General features: G+C 42.6%; 2 rRNA genes. Both read left to right on the top strand.

The window, feature by feature from the left end:
* A 16S ribosomal RNA gene (locus GCL57_RS14915) occupies window positions 1–52 on the top strand; the annotation flags it as partial.
* 426 nt (window positions 53–478) lie between these two features.
* Window positions 479–578 (top strand): 23S ribosomal RNA (locus tag GCL57_RS14680); the annotation flags it as partial.

Below are 578 nucleotides of genomic sequence, written 5' to 3'. Positions count from 1 at the left end.
TAAGTCGTAACAAGGTAGCCGTAGGGGAACCTGCGGCTGGATCACCTCCTTTCTAGGAATACAGACAGCTCATACCTTCGGGTACAGAGAGTCCATTCTAGGTCAAGGGACCCGCACTCTGTTTCTGCAATCTTTTCAAGTTTAAATAGCAAAATAATATTTAGTTTTTTGACAAGAGAATAAGAAGAAGAAAGAAAAGTTTTCATATCCTAGTGAGGAGAGGGAGACGAGAAACTAGAAGAAGAGACTTGTAGGAATCTTTTTCTAGAGAATTTTCTAGCAGAAAGTTTACTAGCCCAAAGTGAGTGAATTTTTATGCGGAAAATAAAGGATTATGAGCAAAAAAAGCTGTTAACGAGGAAGTTTGAGCGAGAGGCGACGCAGTGTACATAAAAGTACATGAGGAGTTCCGAGCAAAGGACTGACGAAGTGAGCGGGTTTTTATAGCCATAAAGCGAATAGTTTGAGTGATATTTTTCCTCAAGCGATTAAGGGCGTACGGAGGATGCCTAGGTATCGAGAAGCGACGAAGGACGTGTCAGGCTGCGAAAAGCATCGGCGAGCTGCCAAGAAAGCTT

The organism is Fluviispira multicolorata (genome assembly GCF_009208585.1).
In the GTDB taxonomy this organism is placed as follows: domain Bacteria; phylum Bdellovibrionota_B; class Oligoflexia; order Silvanigrellales; family Silvanigrellaceae; genus Silvanigrella; species Silvanigrella multicolorata.
The sequence above is the reverse complement of the archived record's forward strand: the minus strand, read 5'-3'. Positions and strand labels throughout refer to the sequence as shown.